Below are 16,991 nucleotides of genomic sequence, written 5' to 3'. Positions count from 1 at the left end.
GAGGTTGTCCGTCGGCGTTTTCGAGAAGGGACTGACGATGACCGAGCACGGTGGTTCAGTACATGATGTGGTCGAAGCTGCACACGCACTCGACGACAAGGATTTTCTGGCGGTCATTCGTGCGGTCGCGGAACGTCGCCCCAGTTTGTCGGTTCTGCTCTCCGTCGTCGATGCGGCTGCCGCGAGCATCGACCAGAGTCGAGCACAAGCCGAATCAACGGCCACCGATGCCGAGGTGGTCGAACTTCCCGACACCGTGGTGGAAGTTGACGAGATCATCGACGTCCCGGTGGTGTCCGTGAGCGGCGCAATAATCCCTGAAGCCGATTACGCCCAGCCTGATTACGCCCAGCCTGATTACACCGAGGCGGGAGTTCCCACCTTCGATCGCGTTCGGGAGAAGATCGAGGGACGGTTCGGTACGTCGATCGGTTCGGCGGAGTTGGCGCACGAAAGCCCGGTGGGCAAGACCGTCGACGAACAGTGGGACGAGCGTCAGAAGGCTGCAAAGGCCAAACTGGAAGAGATTCGGCGCTCGATGGGTAAATAACAACCCGGGTAAGTAATTATGCATTCCCTTGCACAATGATGCATAATGATGTGTATGACTGAGGACATACGCAAGCCGATCAGAGTCGCCGTCGCCGGTGCCAGCGGGTATGCCGGTGGTGAGGTTCTGCGTCTGCTTCTCGGACACCCCTCGTACACCGACGGCAGCCTGGTGATCGGTTCGCTGACTGCCGGTGGAAACGCCGGTTCGACGCTCGGTGAGCATCACCCCCACCTTCTTCCGTTGTCGGCTCGGGTTCTCGAAGAGACCACTGTCGACATTCTGGCCGGGCATGACGTGGTGTTCCTGGGCCTTCCGCACGGAAACTCCGCGCAGTATGCCAAAGCGCTGCCCGAGTCGACCGTCATCATCGACTGCGGCGCAGATTTCCGGCTTCAGGACGGCGCGCTGTGGGAAAAGTTCTACAACAGCCCCCATGCCGGAACGTGGCCGTACGGCCTCCCTGAATTGCCCGGCAACCGGGAGAAGCTGATGGGCGCAACGCGTATCGCCGTACCGGGTTGCTACCCGACGGCCGCAAGTCTTGCCTTGGCGCCCGCAGTTGCGGCCGGAATTGTCGGCTCGCATGTCAATGTTGTTGCCGTGAGCGGCACTTCGGGCGCCGGCCGGGCTCCCAAGGCTGATCTGCTCGGCTCCGAGGTGATGGGTTCGGCCCGTGCATACGGTGTCGGCGGCGTACATCGCCACACTCCCGAGATCATCCAGAACCTGAAAGCCGCAGGCGGACAGGACATCAGCGTTTCGTTCACTCCTGTCCTCGCTCCGATGCCTCGTGGCATCCTCGCAACCTGCACTGCCGCCACCACGGCCAGCGAAGCGCAGGCGCGGGAAGTATACGAAAACGCCTACAAGGACGAACCGTTCATCCATGTGCTGCCTGCTGGAGTGTTCCCGCAGACCGGCGCAGTGATCGGGTCCAATGCCGTACAGATCGGTATCGCCGTTGACAGCGACGCCGGTCAACTCGTTGTGATTTCAGCAATCGACAATCTCACCAAGGGCACGGCCGGTGGCGCAGTGCAATCGATGAATCTTGCCCTTGGTCTACCCGAGACCGCAGGTCTCTCTACCGTGGGAGTAGCTCCGTGAGCACCGACAATCCGCAGCAGGTCGACGACGCAACCGAATCCGACGTGGTGCACGTCGCCGGGGGCCGTCTGCTGCGTACTCAGGGTGTGACGGCACCTGCCGGATTCCGCGGCGCCGGAATTGCCGCCGGTATCAAGAAGAGTGGCAAGTCGGATCTCGCGCTCGTGCTGAACGAAGGACCTGATCTTGCGGCTGCGGGAGTGTTCACCCTCAACAAGGTGAAGGCTGCGCCGGTTCTGTGGTCGCAGCAGGTCTTGACGACGGGCAAGCTGCGCGCAGTGGTGCTCAACTCCGGCGGCGCCAACGCGTGCACCGGTGCCGGTGGATTTCAGGATGCGCACAAGACCGCTGAGGAAGTGGCGTCGGCGCTGAGCAATTGGGGAACCGAGACGGGCGCGATCGAGGTTGCGGTGTGTTCCACCGGACTAATCGGTGACCGGCTGCCCATGGACAAGCTGATTCCCGGTGTCACCGAGGTAGTGCACGAACTGGCCGGCGGTATTTCCGGTGGTACCGACGCGGCGTACGCGATCATGACCACCGACACCGTGCCGAAGCAGGCGTCTTTGCACCACGCAAACAAGTGGAATGTCGGCGGTATGGCCAAGGGCGCAGGCATGCTCGCGCCCGCACTGGCGACGATGCTGTGTGTCGTCACGACCGATGCGGTTGCCACCGCCGAGAAGCTCGACACCGCGCTGCGCGCCGCAACTCACATGAGCTTCGATCGTCTCGATGTCGACGGTGCCACGTCGACTAACGACACTGTGCTGTTGCTGGCATCCGGTGCCAGTGGCGTTGCCCCCAGTCAGGACGAATTGAACGCTGCCGTGCTGGCAGTGTGCGACGACCTCGCCGATCAGATGATGGCCGACGCCGAGGGTGTCACCAAACGTGTGAAGGTGACGGTTCGCGGCGCTGCTTCCGAGTCCGACGCGTTGATCGGTGCGCGGACCATCGCGCGTGACAGCCTGGTCAAGACCGCGCTGTTCGGTTCCGATCCCAACTGGGGCCGCGTGCTCGCGGCCGTCGGTATCGCTCCCATCGAACTTGATCCTGATCGAATCAGTGTGTCCTTCAACGGAAGTCCCGTTTGCATCGACGGCGTCGGCGCACCGGGCGCGCGCGATGTCGATCTCAGCGGCATCGACATCGAACTCGACATCAATCTCGGGATCGGCGACGAGTCCGTGACGATTCGCACGACGGACCTGTCGCACGCGTACGTCGAAGAGAACTCGGCGTACTCGTCATGACCGATCTGTTGAGCTCGATCAGCGAGCATCAGAAGGCGCACGTCCTGGCCGGAGCGTTGCCGTGGCTGCAGCGTTTCCGCGACAAGATCGTTGTCGTCAAGTACGGCGGCAATGCGATGGTCGACGACGAACTCAAGACCGCGTTTGCCGCGGACATGGCGTTTCTCCGTACTGTCGGCATTCACCCCGTCGTGGTTCACGGCGGTGGACCGCAGATCAACGCCATGCTGGCGCGTCTGGGCATGAAGGGCGAATTCCGCGGTGGATTCCGGGTCACGACACCCGAGGTCATGGACGTCGTCCGGATGGTGCTCTTCGGCCAGGTGGGCCGTGAGCTCGTCGGACTGATTAATGCGCACGGACCGTACGCGGTCGGAATTTCCGGCGAAGACGCACATCTGTTCACCGCGACGCGTCGAACCGTTGCGGTGGAAGGCGAGCAGACCGATATCGGCCTGGTCGGAGACGTCACCACGGTCAACCCCGACGCGGTGCTCGATCTTATTGCGGCAGGACGCATTCCGGTGGTTTCGACTATCGCCCCCGACGTGGACGGTGTTGTTCACAACATCAATGCTGATACGGCTGCAGCGGCGTTGGCCGAAGCGATCGGTGCGGAAAAGCTCGTAGTCCTGACCGATGTCGAAGGGCTGTACACGGATTGGCCGGACCGTTCCTCACTCGCGAGCGAAATCGACACCGACGCACTGGCAAAGCTTCTGCCGAGTCTCGACGCCGGAATGGTGCCGAAGATGGAGGCCTGCCTGCGCGCTGTTCGCGGGGGAGTTCCGTCGGCGCACGTTATCGACGGACGGCTGGCGCATTCCGTTCTACTCGAACTTTTCACAGGTGAGGGCATCGGCACGATGGTTGTGCCCGGCGCCGACATCACCGAGGGAGCCAAATCATGAGCACGATCGAATTGCAGCAGCGGTGGTCCGCTTCGCTGATGAACAACTACGGCGTACCGCGGGTAGCTCTTGTGCGCGGTGACGGCGCCGTTCTCACCGATGCCGACGGTAAGCAGTACGTCGATTTCCTGGCCGGTATCGCCGTCAACATTCTCGGTCACGCGCATCCTGCGATCATCGAGGCTGTCACGAATCAGCTGTCGACCCTCGGGCATGTCTCCAATCTCTATGCGAGTGAGCCTGCCATCGAACTGGCAGAGCAGTTGCTCGGACATCTGGGCAATGTGTCGGGTCGGGCGTTTTTCTGCAACTCGGGCACCGAGGCCAACGAAGCAGCCTTCAAACTCGCCCGCGCCACGGGACGCAAGAAGATCATCTCTGCCGAGAACTCCTTCCACGGCCGGACGATGGGCGCGTTGGCATTGACCGGTCAGCCGGCCAAGCGGGCGCCGTTCGAACCGATGCCTGCCGGCGTCGAATACGTTCCCTACGGCGATATCGAGGCTCTCGACCGGGCCGTCGATTCCGATACCGCAGCAGTGTTCCTCGAACCGATCATGGGTGAGAGCGGCGTTGTCGTGCCGCCGGAGGGATACCTGGTCGAAGCTCGCCGGATCACCGCCGAGCGGGGCGCTCTGCTGGTACTGGACGAGGTGCAGACGGGCATCGGCCGGACCGGCTGGTTCTACGCTCATCAGGCTGTCGGCATCGTTCCGGACGTCATCACTCTCGCGAAGGGACTCGGCGGCGGAATGCCGATCGGCGCCTGCATCGCGACGGGTGCTACCGCAGAGCTGTTCGGCCCCGGCAAACACGGGACGACGTTCGGCGGAAACCCGGTGTGCGCTGCGGCGGCACTTGCCGTGCTGAAGACCGTTGCGGACGAAGACTTGATCTCGCGCGCAGACAGCCTGGGCAAGTCCATCACCGCAGGCATCGAGGAACTGGGCCATCCGCTGGTCGACTACGTTCGCGGTTCCGGCCTTCTCTTGGGTGTGGTGTTGACGCAGGACGTTGCGCCCGCCGTGGAAAATGCGGCCCGTGAAGCCGGGTATCTTGTGAATGCAGCGAATCCCGGAGTCATCCGGTTGGCACCGCCGCTGATCCTCACCGACGAGCAGGCCGAGGCGTTTGTGGCGGCACTACCTGCCATTTTCGATCACGCATTATCGGCTGATCAGCCGGGGGAGAAGTGACTACCATGGTGAAACACTTTCTCAGGGACGACGATCTGACTCCTGCGCAGCAGGCCGAGGTCCTCGCTCTGGCTGCCGAGCTCAAGAAGAATCCGTTCTCGCGCCGCCCACTCGAGGGACCGCGTGGCGTCGGAGTGATCTTCGAGAAGAACTCGACCCGCACGAGGTTTTCCTTCGAGATGGGCATCGCACAGATGGGCGGCCATGCCGTTGTCGTCGACGGTCGGAGCACGCAGCTCGGCCGCGAGGAGACGTTGGCCGACACCGGACGCGTCCTCTCCCGTTACGTCGACGCCGTTGTGTGGCGCACGTTCGGCCAGAAGCGCTTGGAGCAGATGGCAACGGGCGCAACAATTCCCATTGTCAACGCACTTTCCGACGAGTTCCATCCGTGTCAGGTCCTGGCGGATCTGCAGACATTGGCCGAGCACAAGGGCGAGTTGACGGGACTGAACCTCACCTACCTCGGTGACGGTGCAAACAACATGGCCCACTCGCTGATGCTCGGCGGAGTCACGGCCGGTATCAACGTCACCATCTGTGGTCCGGAGGGTTTCGAGCCGGCCGAGTGGATTCTTGCCGCAGCACGTAAGCGGGCCGAGGAAACCGGTGCCACGATCACGGTGACCCGAGATCCGCGGGCGGCGGCTGCGGGTGCAGATGCACTCGTGACCGACGCGTGGACGTCGATGGGTCAGGAAAACGACGGTCTCGATCGGGTCGGTCCCTTCCGCCCCTATCAGATCAACGCCGAACTGTTGGCACTCGCCGACCCCAAGGCCGTTGTCCTGCACTGCCTTCCCGCCCATCGAGGTGAAGAGGTCACCGACGAGGTGCTCGACGGCCCACAGAGTGTTGTGTGGGACGAGGCCGAGAACCGTTTGCATGCCCAGAAGGCCCTACTGGTTTGGCTGCTGGAGCAGAGAACCGCAGGCGCGGCGTGAGCATCGCTCCTACTCGGGCCGGTCGCCAGTCGCGCATCATCGCGCTGCTGGCGGCGCACCCGGTTCGCAGCCAGACGGAACTTGCGTCGCTGCTGGGAGAAGAAGGCATCGAGGCGACACAGGCGACCCTCTCGCGTGACCTCGAAGAGCTGGGAGCGGTGAAACTGCGGGCAGCGGACGGCGGCGCCGGTGTGTATGTGGTGCCCGAGGACGGCAACCCCGTACGCGGTGTTTCCGGCGGCACCGATCGCCTGTCGCGGCTGCTCGGAGAGCTGTTGGTCTCCACGGACTCCAGCGGCAATATGGCGGTACTCCGGACCCCACCGGGAGCTGCGCACTACCTGGCGAGTGCACTTGATCGTGCCTCGCTGACCGATATCGTGGGGACTATCGCCGGGGATGACACCATCTTCGTGATGGCCCGGGAACCGCTTTCCGGAGCGGAACTCAGCGCCATGATCGAATCCCTCGCCTGACCCCTTATTCTTGATAGAAGATTTTCAACCGAAGGAGCACACACACCATGGCCGATCGCGTCGTACTCGCCTACTCGGGCGGGCTGGACACCTCTGTTGCCATCAGTTGGATCGGTAAGGAGACAGGCGCTGAAGTTGTCGCCGTCGCCATCGATCTGGGACAGGGCGGCGAGGACATGGAGGTCGTGCGTCAGCGCGCACTCGACTGCGGCGCAGTCGAATCCGTTGTCGTCGACGCCCGTGACGAGTTTGCGGACGAGTACTGCCTTCCGACCATCCAGGCCAACGCCCTGTACATGGATCGCTACCCGCTCGTGTCCGCGATCAGCCGTCCGCTGATCGTCAAGCACATCGTCGAGGCCGCACGCTCGCACGGCGGAACCATCGTTTCGCACGGTTGCACCGGTAAGGGCAACGACCAGGTTCGTTTCGAGGTCGGCTTCGGCGCCCTCGCGCCCGACCTCTCGGTCATTGCACCGGTTCGTGACTACGCGTGGACCCGCGAGAAGGCAATCGCCTTTGCGGAAGAGAACAATATCCCGATCAACGTGTCCAAGAAGTCGCCGTTCTCGATCGACCAGAACGTCTGGGGCCGCGCCGTCGAAACCGGATTCCTCGAGGACCTGTGGAACGCGCCCACCAAGGACGTCTACGACTACACCGAGGATCCGACGGCCAACTGGAACGCACCGGACGAGCTGATCATCAGCTTCGACAAGGGTCGCCCGGTCGCCATCGACGGTCGCCCAGTCTCCGTCCTCGAAGCAATCCAGGAACTGAACCGCCGCGCCGGCGCTCAGGGTGTCGGTCGTCTCGACGTCGTCGAGGACCGTCTCGTGGGCATCAAGAGCCGTGAGATCTACGAAGCTCCCGGTGCGATGGTGCTCATCACCGCTCACCAGGAACTCGAGCACGTCACCCTCGAACGCGAACTCGGTCGCTACAAGCGTCAGATGGAGCAGCGTTGGTCCGAGCTGGTCTACGACGGCCTGTGGTTCTCGCCGCTCAAGGATGCTCTCGACACGTTTGTCGAGAAGACGCAGGAACGCGTCACCGGCGACATCCGTCTCTTCCTGCACGGTGGAGCCATCACGGTCAACGGCCGTCGTAGCCCCGAGTCGCTGTACGACTTCAACCTGGCAACGTACGACGAGGGTGACAGCTTCGACCAGTCCGCATCGAAGGGCTTCGTCGAGATCCACGGTCTGTCGTCGAAGGTCGCCGCGAAGCGCGATCTGGGTCTGTAAGGATGACAGCGCACGGCACGAACGAAGGTGCTCTGTGGGGCGGGCGGTTCGAATCCGGACCGGCCGCCGCCATGGCGGCGCTGAGTAAGTCGACTCACTTCGACTGGGTTCTGGCTCCGTACGACGTGCGGGCATCGCAGGCTCATGCTCGCGTGTTGAACAAGGCCGGTCTCCTCAGCGAAGCCGATCTTGGAACCATGCTCGACGGTTTGGAGCGCCTCGCCGCTGATGTCGCGAGTGGTGCGTTCGGGCCGAGCGAGTCCGACGAGGACGTGCACGGTGCACTCGAGCGCGGCTTGATCGAACGAGTCGGTCCCGGGGTCGGTGGGCGTCTGCGCGCCGGTCGTTCGCGCAACGACCAGGTGGCGACTCTGTTCCGTATGTGGCTCCGTGATGCGGTGCGCCGCGTCGCGGACGGGGTGCTCGACGTCGTCGACGCACTTGCCACTCAGGCCGGTGCACATCCTGACGCAGTCATGCCGGGTAAGACGCACCTGCAGGCCGCTCAGCCGGTGTTGCTCGCGCATCACCTCCTGGCCCATGCGCATCCGTTGTTGCGTGACGTTGCGCGTCTGCGTGACTTCGACGTGCGCGCTGCCGTGTCCCCGTACGGTTCCGGTGCGCTCGCCGGTTCCTCGCTCGGACTCGACCCTGAAGCCATTGCGGCTGAACTGAAGTTCGACAGCTCTGCGGAGAACTCGATCGATGCGACGGCGTCGCGCGACTTCGCTGCCGAGGCGGCTTTCGTGTTGGCGATGATCGGCGTCGACCTGTCGCGGATGGCCGAAGAGGTCATCATCTGGAGCACACCGGAATTCGGCTACATCACGCTCGCCGACGCGTGGTCGACCGGATCGTCGATCATGCCGCAGAAGAAGAACCCGGATGTTTCCGAGCTCACGCGCGGTAAGTCGGGTCGTCTGATCGGCAACCTCACGGGATTGTTGGCGACACTCAAGGCTCAACCCTTGGCGTACAACCGCGATCTGCAAGAGGACAAAGAACCGGTTTTCGATTCGGTTGCGCAACTTGAAATGTTGCTCCCGGCCATCACCGGTCTGGTGCAGACACTCGAGTTCCACACCGAGCGCATGGCGGAGTTGGCTCCGGCCGGCTTCACGTTGGCCACCGACATCGCGGAATGGATGGTCCGTCAGGGCGTTCCGTTCCGTGTCGCACATGAGGCCGCAGGCGCATGTGTACGCGTCGCCGAGGCGCGTGGCGTTGGACTCGAAGATCTGACCGATGAGGAACTGGCCGGAGTCGACGCGTCGTTGACGCCTGCTGTTCGGGAAGTGCTGACCGTCGAGGGTTCCATCGCCTCACGCAACGCACGAGGCGGAACCGCAGGTGTCCGGGTGGCCGAGCAACTGAACGGTGTACGCACGCTGGCTCAGTCGCTGCGGGAGTGGCCCCTTTAAAGTCAGTTATTGGTTGTCGGTGTCGTCGTACGCGGTCAGAGAGGATTTTTCCTCACTGGCCGCGTACGTGTTCTCGGGGGCAGTAGGCTTGTTTAGCTCGACACGATTGCGACAGAGTTTTCGACGCGAGTTACTTGGGAGTGAAATGGTGGGATTGAATTCCAAGTCGGTGCTGGGCCCGATTCGGCGGGTGGTCGCGACAGCGCAGAACGGCCTGGAGGTTGTTCGTCTGGGCGGACTCGAGACGGATCTGACGACCTCGCCGTTCGAGATCGTCGAACGTGCGCCGATGTACCGTCTGCGGCGGTATTTTCCCGACGCGGATCCAGGCGAGACCGGTCCGCCGATCGTGTTGGTCCCGCCGATGATGATGTCGGCCGGTGTGTACGACGTGACGCGCGATCAGGGGGCAGTCGGCATCCTGCACGAGATGGGACTTGATCCGTGGGTTGTCGACTTCGGTGAACCTGACGCCCAGGACGGTGGCTGGGGCCGTAATCTTGCCGACCACATCATCGCGCTCAGTGAGGTAGTCGATCACGTTCATCGGCATACGGGCAAAGACGTTCACCTGTCCGGATATTCGCAGGGCGGAATGTTCGCGTACCAAGCTGCGGCATATCGGCAGAGCCGAAACATCGCCAGTCTCATCACTTTCGGAAGTCCCGTCGACACCCTTGCGGCGCTCCCGTTCGGTATTCCGGCCGGGATAGCCACGTGGGGAGCAGACTTCCTCGCGGATCACGTCTTCAACAGGCTGGCAGTCACGGGGTGGATGGCTCGGACAGGCTTCCAGTTGCTCGATCCCGTCAAGACGCTCAAGTCGCGTGTCGACTTCCTGCTTCAACTTCACGATCGTGAGGCGCTCCTGCCGCGGGAGCAGCAACGACGCTTCCTGGCGACGGAGGGATGGGTCGGCTGGTCCGGGCCCGCTGTTGCCGAACTGCTCAAGCAGTTCGTCGTGCATAACCGGATGATGTCCGGTGGGTTTGTCATCAAGGATCAAGCGGTGACGCTTGCGTCGATCACCTGTCCCGTACTGGCTTTTGTCGGTGAGGTCGACGACATCGGGCAGCCGCAGGCCGTCCGCGGTATCACGCAGGCAGCGCCGCGAGCTGACGTCTACGAATCAACCTTGCGTGCTGGGCATTTCGGCCTCGTGGTCGGTTCCGTCGCCGCAAATCACACGTGGCCGACAACGGGCGAATTCGTGCAGTGGATCGAGCAGGGCGGGACTCGGCCGGCGCGCGTCGACCGGATGCCGCAGGGTCCGTACCCCGAAGACGAGACCGGGGTGTCGATGAGCAATCGGATCATTCACACCGTCGCGTCGGTAGCGGAGGTCGGCGTCGGCGTGACCAAGGGCATCAGCGATCTGGCCAGCGGAGCGTTGCGTGGGACTTTCGAATTGTCCGGCGAGGCTGCTCGGGCTCTGCCCAGGTTGGCCAGGCTCAATCAAATTCAGCCGCACACCAAGATTTCGCTCAGTGCGCTCTTGGCCGAGCAACGCCGTAAGGCTCCGGCCGGCGAGTGCTTCCTCTTCGACAACCGCGTGCATACCTACGAAGCCGTCAACATTCGCATCGACAACGTTGTTCGCGGTTTGATTTCGGTTGGAGTGCGCCCGGCAGCGCACGTCGGCATTCTCATGGAGACCCGGCCGAGTGCTCTCGCTGCCATCGCAGCGCTGTCGCGACTCGGAGCTGTTGCAGTCATGCTCCCACCCGGCGGCGACCTTGCGACGGCGGTGAAACTCGGGAATGTCGACCGGATTATCACCGATCCGGACAACGTTCAGGAAGTGTTGGCAGCTGGGCGTCCGGTACTGGTACTCGGCGGTGGTGACGCGCGTGGGTTGAGCGTCGATCCTGCGCACGACGTCATCGATCTCGAACAGATCAACCCGACGACGGTCAGTCTGCCGGGTTGGTACAGGCCCGATCCGGGGATTGCGCGCGAACTTGCTTTCATCATCTTCGCCGAATCCGGTGGCCGGCTCGAAGCCAAACAGATTACCAACTACCGGTGGGCGTTGTCGGCATTCGGTACGGCCTCGGCCGCCGACCTCGATCGCGGCGATACGGTGTATTGCCTTGCACCGCTTCATCATTCGTCGAGTTTGCTGGCGACTATCGGCGGCGCAATGGCTGGTGGCAGCCGGATCGCGCTGTCGAGAGGGCTGGACCCGGCTCGATTTGTCGAGGAGACCCATCGCTACGGCGTCACCGTCGTGAGTTACACGTGGTCGATGATGCGCCAGATTCTCGACGAGGATCTTCTCCTGCTCGACGGTACTCATCCCGTTCGGCTGTTCATCGGATCCGGAATGCCGCCGGGGCTGTGGAAGCGCACCACCGAGGCATTCGATCCTGCCCAGATCCTCGAGTTCTACGCCTCCACCGAAGGTGACGTGATCCTCGCGAATGTGGCCGGATCGAAGATCGGGTGCAAGGGGCGTCCGTTGCCCGGTAGCGCGCGGGTGCGCCTTGCGGCGTACGACCCGCTCAGCGGCCGACTCCTCGAGAACGAGGACGGATTTGTCCGCGAGTGCGCCGACGACGAAGTCGGGTTGTTGCTCGGTCGTGCAGGATTCAACGCCGATCTGTCCGGTGGTGCCATGCGCGGGCTCTTCGAGGCCGGCGATTCCTGGATTCCGACCGAAAACCTCTTCCGACGCGATTCCGGTGGCGACTACTGGCTGGTCGACCACAAGAACACGGTGATCTCTACGGTGCGCGGACCCGTGTTCACCGCCCCGATCGTCGACGCACTGTCGAGTGTCTCGCGGGTGGATCTTGCAGTGGCGTACGCGGTAGGCGAGGCCCCGTTCCAGTTGGCTGTCGCCGCGGTGACCTGGTTGCCCGGCCGTAATTTCCGTGCGGCCGAACTTGCCGAGACGTTGGATCACCTCGCCTTCGATGCTCGTCCGGACATCGTGCACGTGGTCGACGAAATCGCCGTTGGTTCGTCGTTCCGGCCCAATCCGGCCGTGCTCGCCGCGGCCGGGCTTCCGGCTCCGGGACCGCGGACCTGGTATCTCGACTCCGAAACCCAGTCGTACAAGCGGCTCACCAAGGCGGTTGCGGCGCAATTGATGCCAACCAGGATGGGTACGGGTTCGCGGTGAGTATCGGCTCAGCGGGTAGCCTGAACCCGATCGGTTCGTGTTCGGTTCGAGAGGATAAACGTGGCTATTGATTCGACGTTGCTCAGCATTTTGGCCTGCCCGCAAGACAAGGGTCCACTGCTGCTGGTCGGGGACGAGCTGCTCTACAACCCTCGCCTGCGACGCGCCTACCCGATCGAAAACGGTATTCCGGTGTTGCTGATCGACGAAGCGCGTGATGTTTCGGACGACGAGCATGAGCAGTTGCTCGCCAAAGCAGAAGGTTAGATCGGTAGTTCGGGCTGAATCGGCAATTCGCCGGTGAGGTACCGCTGGAGGTTCGGAGCCACCAGCGGTACCAGTGCGTCGACACTCAGCGATTTCAGCGGTTCAAGCTCGAGAATGTAGCGAGTGACCAGGAGTCCAGCGATCTGTGACGCCACCAATTCGGCGCGAATAATTCCTGTCCCGGCCGGTGAATCCACCCGCGGGATGATGTCCCGTAAGACGATGTTCAGAAGGAAACTCTGAATCAGTCGGGTTCCCTCGCCGGAAATCGCCGAGCGGAATGCGGCCAGAATCGCGGCCTGATGCTCCGATTCCCAGACGCCGAGGACGGCGGTCAACAGGCTCGTACCCAGTCGGTCACTTGTCGACGAATGAACCGGGGCTAGAACTTTCTTCGGATCCAGCGGTAGGGCGATTGCGGCGGTGAACAATTGCTCCTTGCTGCCGAAGTAGTGATGTATCAGGGCCGGATCGACTTGGGCTTCGGTTGCGATGGCGCGGACCGTGGTTCGCGAATATCCGGTTTGTGAGAATGCGCGTCTGGCGCTCTCGAGGATCTGCGTGCGGGTGTCGGACTTCCCCGGACGTCGCCCCGGCCGCAGCGGTATGTTGTTGCTGCTCATGGGGTTCGGCGGTCAAGTGTTGCAGCAGCCAGGGTGAGGGCGGCTGCGGCAAAGAGAGCCATCACCGCGAGATCGCGCCACATTTGGCCGGTTGCGTCAGCATGTGTGGATACTTGTTGAAGTGCGTCGACGGCGTAGCTCAACGGTAGGACGTTGCTGATCCATTCGAGCCATGTCGGTAGTTGGTCGCGTGGAACCAGGAGTCCGCAGAGGAACAGTTGGGGAACCACGACCACCGGCATGAACTGGACGGCTTGGAACTCGGTCTTTGCGAAGGCGCTGGCCAACAGGCCGAGGGCAACCCCGAGTATTGCGCCCAGTACGGCGATGACTATCACCCAGCCGAGGCTTCCGGCGATAGTGAGACCCAGAAAGCCGAAGGCAACGGCGCATGCGAGGGCAGCTTGGGCTGCAGCCGACAGCGAAAACGCCGCCGCGTACCCGGCGAGAAGGTCAAGTTTGCCCATCGGGGTGGTGAGCAGTCGTTCGAGGGTTCCGGAACTGCGCTCACGCTGCATAGCGATGGAAGTGACCAGAAACATCACGACAAAAGGCAGTATCCCGAGCATGGTGATGGCGACCCGTTGGAAAAGCGGCACTGCACCTGGCGCAGTCGGGACGTCGACATAGAGGAAGTAGAGCAGGATCATCAGCAATGACGGAACCAACAAGATCATGGCAACCGTGCGGCGGTCCTGGCGCAGTTGCATGAGGATGCGAACCGTCGTTGCTCCGAAGATGGTGACACTCATGATATTTCGCCTCCCACCGGCGAGGTCCGGATGAGCTCCAGGAACGCGTCTTCGAGGCGTTCGCACCTGGTCTTGGCGCGAAGTTCATCGGGCGTCAGTTGCGCAAGTAGGTATCCGTCGCGCATCAGTATCAGCTCGGCGCAATGATCTGCTTCGTCCATGACGTGACTGGAGATCAACAGCGTGGTTCCGCCCTTGGCGAGTTCGGCAAATCTTTCCCAGAGTTCAACTCGTAGGACCGGGTCGAGTCCTACGGTCGGCTCGTCGAGAACCAGCAGATCGGGATCGGCAACCAAAGCGCAGGCCAGTGACACGCGTCCGATCTGTCCGCCGGACAGGTCTGCCCCGATCTGGTTCGCATAGCGAGTGAGCCCGACGGCGTCGACTGCCGTGCGCACATCGGCACCGGACTTGCCGTACAGCGAACCGAAATACTGGACGTTGCGAGTGACAGTCAGGTCGCCGTAGACGCTGGGGGATTGGGTGACGTAACCGACGTGTCGACGTAGTGCCGGTGTTCCGGCCTGATCGCCGAGAACTCGCACGTCGCCGCTCTTGACGATCTGAGTTCCGACGATCGAGCGCATCAGTGTTGTCTTGCCGCAGCCCGACGGGCCGAGCAGACCGGTGACCGATCCGGCGGATACCTGCAGATCTATGGAGTGGAGAACGTCCTGTTTTCCACGGGTGACAGTGAGTCCTCGGATGTCGATGGCAGGTGCTGTGGTCACGGTGAACCTCGATTCCGTTAATTCATCACATGTTGAATTGTGAAACCGGACGCGCCTCGACGTCAAGAGGAAAGGCACAATCGAATGGTGAGCATCAAGCAATTGGCGAGCGTGAATTCTCCGCTGGAGGCAGGACTGATCATTCTCGGTTCGACACTGTCAGTCGACGACGTCAGCCTTCGGATCGTCGAAGTCGAGGCCTACGGCGGGGAGAAGGACGGACCGTGGCCCGACCCGGCAGCACATTCCTATCGGGGGCGTACATCGCGTAATCGGGTGATGTTCGAGCGCGCCGGTTTGCTGTACGTGTATCGCAGCTACGGGATGCATTTCTGCATGAACATCTCGTACGGGCCGACCGGAGTGGCCGGTGGAGTCCTTCTCCGGGCAGCTGAGGTCGAAGCTGGTCACGATGTTGTATCGGGCCGGCGTTCGCCGGACCGTCCGCGTCGCGATTGGGCACGCGGCCCCGGTAATCTCGGGTCGGCGGCGGGAATTACGTTGGCGGACAACGGGGCTGATGTCTTCGATCAGGATTCACGAATTCGATTGGACGTGAGTGAGTCGGACGACTGGGTAGCGGGGCCCCGGGTTGGTGTCAGCTCGGCAGCGGAGATCCCGTGGCGGCTGTGGATTCCTGATTCGCCGGCCGTCTCGGCCTACCGTCGAAGCCCGCGAGCGCCCGCACTTTCGTGAGGGTGGGATGATCTAGCCCGTGACTGAGAATATTCTCGACGAACTGACCTGGCGTGGGCTCATCGCCCAATCAACCGATCTCGACGCTCTGCGTAAGGATCTCGAGGCCGGACCGGTCACGCTCTATGCGGGGTTCGACCCGACTGGGCCGAGCCTGCATGCCGGACATTTGGTTCCCCTTCTTGCGCTCAAGCGTTTTCAGCGTGCCGGAAACCGCCCGATCGTTCTTGCCGGCGGCGCAACCGGTCTGATCGGTGACCCCCGCGACGTTGGGGAACGCACGATGAACTCGGCCGATACGGTCGCAGACTGGGCCGGACGCATTCGTAGCCAACTCGAACGATTTGTCGACTTCGACGATTCTCCGACGAGCGCCGTCATCGAGAACAACATGAACTGGACCGGCAAGATGTCGGCCATCGACTTCTTACGCGACGTCGGTAAGCACTTCTCCGTGAACGTCATGCTCGCGCGTGACACCGTCAAGCGTCGTCTCGAATCCGACGGGATGTCGTACACCGAGTTCAGCTACATGCTGCTTCAGGCAAACGACTACCTGCACCTCCGACGCGACCTTGGCTGCACATTGCAGGTGGGTGGCTCGGATCAGTGGGGCAACATCATCGCCGGCGTCGAACTCAACCGTCGCGTGGACGGCGAAAGCGTCCACGCGATGACCGTCCCGCTCGTGACCTCCGCCGACGGAAAGAAGTTCGGCAAGTCGACCGGCGGCGGCAGCCTGTGGCTCGATCCGGAAATGACCAGCCCGTACGCCTGGTACCAGTACTTCGTGAACACCGGCGACGCCGATGTCATCAAGTACTTGCGTTGGTTCACGTTCCTGAGTGCAGAGGAATTGGCAGAACTCGAGACCTCAACCGCGGAACGCCCGCACGCTCGTGAAGCGCAGAAGCGTCTCGCGGCCGAGATGACAACGCTGGTGCACGGCGAGCACAACACACGCGCAGTGGAGTTGGCCAGCCAGGCGCTGTTCGGAAAAGCCGAACTGACGGAACTCGACGAATCCACACTTGCCGCTGCTTTGAAGGAAGCCTCGGTCAGTGAACTGGCACCGGGGGAGCCTCGGACGATCGTCGACCTCCTTGTTGCCAGCGGATTGTGCGAAAGCAAGGGTGCTGCCCGGCGCGCGGTGAAAGAGGGTGGCGCTTCGGTGAACAACCAGAAGGTGTCAGCCGAGGACTGGGAGCCGGCCGCCACCGATCTCCTGCACGGCAGCTGGTTGGTTGTACGACGTGGAAAGCGCAACTTTGCCGGCGTGAAAGTACTGTCGAGCTGACGTGTGTGGGGTCACAGTTGCCTAAAGTGACTCCTGAGCCCGCTGGTGGCTCGCCTGCAAGCGAGCTACCAGCGGATTTAACACAATGATCATCTGCGACCTGGGAGTTTGACGCTCCGTTTTCCGTCGCGTAACTTTATCCAAGTCAGAGCGACACGGACACCAACCCCGACCGAGAGGCCGGGGACACGCGGTAGGACGAAGTCGGAGACAAGCACTTGCACTGGGAACTTGCTTCCCGGTGGTGCACAAGCTAAGATTGTAACCCTTGCCCCGGAGCATTCGACACTAGTTGATGCGAAGGTGTGCACGTGTTCTTTGAGAACTCAACAGTGTGTCGATGAATGTCAGTGCCAAAATTAATTTGGTACTTCACATGTCGAATGA

16 protein-coding genes are annotated in these 16,991 nt (G+C 62.3%); 13 read left to right on the top strand and 3 right to left on the bottom strand.

Features of this window, described 5'->3' with window-relative positions; translation table 11 throughout:
- Positions 1–4 precede the first annotated feature (4 nt).
- The 11 genes from V2B23_RS24240 (at position 5) to V2B23_RS24190 (ending at position 12,505) form a co-directional block, all read left to right on the top strand.
- Positions 5–550, top strand: a complete 546-nt coding sequence (locus tag V2B23_RS24240) for a hypothetical protein (protein WP_430952636.1) — start codon at positions 5–7, stop codon at positions 548–550.
- A 54-nt stretch (positions 551–604) separates the two neighbouring features.
- Positions 605–1,660 carry an N-acetyl-gamma-glutamyl-phosphate reductase gene (gene argC / locus V2B23_RS24235; protein WP_430952635.1) on the top strand — a complete coding sequence of 352 codons (1,056 nt, stop codon included), beginning with the start codon at positions 605–607 and terminating at the stop codon, positions 1,658–1,660.
- Positions 1,657–2,916 carry a bifunctional glutamate N-acetyltransferase/amino-acid acetyltransferase ArgJ gene (argJ, locus tag V2B23_RS24230; RefSeq protein WP_430952634.1) on the top strand — a complete coding sequence of 420 codons (1,260 nt, stop codon included), beginning with the start codon at positions 1,657–1,659 and terminating at the stop codon, positions 2,914–2,916. The genes argC and argJ overlap by 4 nt, the downstream gene beginning before the upstream one ends.
- Positions 2,913–3,827, top strand: coding sequence for an acetylglutamate kinase (gene argB, locus V2B23_RS24225; RefSeq protein ID WP_430952633.1), 915 nt, complete (start codon positions 2,913–2,915; stop codon positions 3,825–3,827). Before argJ ends, argB begins: the two co-directional genes overlap by 4 nt.
- The gene (locus V2B23_RS24220; protein WP_430952632.1) at positions 3,824–5,023 is read left to right on the top strand and encodes an acetylornithine transaminase; all 1,200 of its coding nucleotides are present in this window, start codon (positions 3,824–3,826) and stop codon (positions 5,021–5,023) included. The genes argB and V2B23_RS24220 overlap by 4 nt, the downstream gene beginning before the upstream one ends.
- A 5-nt stretch (positions 5,024–5,028) precedes the next feature.
- Positions 5,029–5,967 carry an ornithine carbamoyltransferase gene (argF, locus tag V2B23_RS24215; RefSeq protein ID WP_430952631.1) on the top strand — a complete coding sequence of 313 codons (939 nt, stop codon included), beginning with the start codon at positions 5,029–5,031 and terminating at the stop codon, positions 5,965–5,967.
- Positions 5,964–6,443, top strand: coding sequence for an arginine repressor (locus tag V2B23_RS24210; protein ID WP_033230782.1), 480 nt, complete (start codon positions 5,964–5,966; stop codon positions 6,441–6,443). Before argF ends, V2B23_RS24210 begins: the two co-directional genes overlap by 4 nt.
- A gap of 47 nt (positions 6,444–6,490) precedes the next feature.
- Positions 6,491–7,690 carry an argininosuccinate synthase gene (locus V2B23_RS24205; RefSeq protein WP_033230781.1) on the top strand — a complete coding sequence of 400 codons (1,200 nt, stop codon included), beginning with the start codon at positions 6,491–6,493 and terminating at the stop codon, positions 7,688–7,690.
- A gap of 2 nt (positions 7,691–7,692) precedes the next feature.
- Positions 7,693–9,111: an argininosuccinate lyase gene (argH, locus tag V2B23_RS24200; protein ID WP_430952630.1), complete on the top strand. Its 1,419-nt coding sequence runs from the start codon at positions 7,693–7,695 to the stop codon at positions 9,109–9,111.
- A gap of 145 nt (positions 9,112–9,256) precedes the next feature.
- The gene (locus V2B23_RS24195) at positions 9,257–12,238 is read left to right on the top strand and encodes an acyl-CoA synthetase (protein WP_430952629.1); all 2,982 of its coding nucleotides are present in this window, start codon (positions 9,257–9,259) and stop codon (positions 12,236–12,238) included.
- 60 nt (positions 12,239–12,298) lie between these two features.
- Complete coding sequence (locus V2B23_RS24190; RefSeq protein ID WP_430952628.1) at positions 12,299–12,505, top strand: Trm112 family protein; 207 nt, start codon at positions 12,299–12,301, stop codon at positions 12,503–12,505.
- Here the strand turns inward: V2B23_RS24190 and V2B23_RS24185 are convergent.
- Genes V2B23_RS24185 through V2B23_RS24175 form a run of 3 tightly spaced genes read right to left on the bottom strand, consistent with a single transcriptional unit; the run spans position 12,502 to position 14,611 of the window.
- Complete coding sequence (locus tag V2B23_RS24185; protein WP_430952627.1) at positions 12,502–13,128, bottom strand: TetR family transcriptional regulator; 627 nt, start codon at positions 13,126–13,128, stop codon at positions 12,502–12,504. The genes V2B23_RS24190 and V2B23_RS24185 overlap by 4 nt on opposite strands.
- Positions 13,125–13,880: an ABC transporter permease gene (locus V2B23_RS24180; RefSeq protein WP_430952626.1), complete on the bottom strand. Its 756-nt coding sequence runs from the start codon at positions 13,878–13,880 to the stop codon at positions 13,125–13,127. The genes V2B23_RS24185 and V2B23_RS24180 overlap by 4 nt, the downstream gene beginning before the upstream one ends.
- On the bottom strand, positions 13,877–14,611 hold the full coding sequence (locus V2B23_RS24175) for an ABC transporter ATP-binding protein (protein ID WP_430952625.1): 735 nt from the start codon (positions 14,609–14,611) through the stop codon (positions 13,877–13,879). Before V2B23_RS24175 ends, V2B23_RS24180 begins: the two co-directional genes overlap by 4 nt.
- 84 nt (positions 14,612–14,695) lie before the next feature.
- On the opposite strand from V2B23_RS24175, the gene V2B23_RS24170 reads away from it, so the two are divergent.
- A complete protein-coding gene (locus V2B23_RS24170; protein WP_430952624.1) occupies positions 14,696–15,307 on the top strand; it encodes a DNA-3-methyladenine glycosylase in 612 nt (203 codons plus the stop codon).
- A 19-nt stretch (positions 15,308–15,326) separates the two neighbouring features.
- On the top strand, positions 15,327–16,604 hold the full coding sequence (tyrS, locus tag V2B23_RS24165; RefSeq protein ID WP_430952623.1) for a tyrosine--tRNA ligase: 1,278 nt from the start codon (positions 15,327–15,329) through the stop codon (positions 16,602–16,604).
- Positions 16,605–16,991: the final 387 nt, after the last annotated feature.

The sequence above is a fragment of the Rhodococcus sp. 24CO genome, assembly GCF_050586165.1.
In the GTDB taxonomy this organism is placed as follows: domain Bacteria; phylum Actinomycetota; class Actinomycetes; order Mycobacteriales; family Mycobacteriaceae; genus Rhodococcus_F.
Note: the sequence above shows the minus strand (reverse complement) of the source record. Positions and strands in the feature narration are given on the sequence as shown.